This window comes from Parafrankia sp. FMc2 (assembly GCF_041008525.1).
In the GTDB taxonomy this organism is placed as follows: domain Bacteria; phylum Actinomycetota; class Actinomycetes; order Frankiales; family Frankiaceae; genus Parafrankia.
In genome coordinates this window covers 1-504 of the sequence record NZ_JBFLUG010000531.1, presented here as the reverse complement: position 1 = coordinate 504, position 504 = coordinate 1, and the positions used below count along the sequence as shown (strand labels likewise).

Sequence of the window (504 nt, the reverse complement as noted above, 5' to 3'; positions counted from 1 at the left end):
GACCCGGTAGGACCTGAAACCCGGAACCACCCGCGACACCCGGAACCTCACCCAGCCGACCTTCGGTACCCAGCACCGGGACCACCTCCGGTTCAGCTTCTCCACCCGGGCATGTCTGCCAACGACCTGGAAGCCCTCGGACCGGCCCCGTTTCCGCCAGGCCGGGCGTCTGTGCGAACCGTGGAAGAAGTTCCGCATAGCCTGGTCAAAATCTCGCAACGCCTGCTGCTGCACCGTCTGCGATCCAGCCCGCAGCCAGTCGAACTCCGCCCGCGCGGCAGTCAACTGCCGGCAACGCTCCAGATGATTCGGCGCCTTTCCCCGGTAAGGCGTCCACCACGACTGCTGCTCAACAGCCAAATTCCAGACGAAACGGGCATGCCCGCAGTGCTCGGCGAGCCCGGCAACCTGTCCAGGCGCCGGATCGAGCCGGTAACGGGACATGTTCCGACTCTACCGAAAGGAATCCCGTATGCGTTCCCGCATGGAGCGCCGTTTCCTCCC

At 65.3% G+C, this 504-nt stretch carries 1 protein-coding gene; it reads right to left on the bottom strand.

The window, feature by feature from the left end:
- A partial coding sequence (locus AB1460_RS38315; RefSeq protein ID WP_368967514.1) for a helix-turn-helix domain-containing protein occupies positions 1-444 on the bottom strand: 444 nt, incomplete at its 3' end.
- Positions 445-504: the final 60 nt, after the last annotated feature.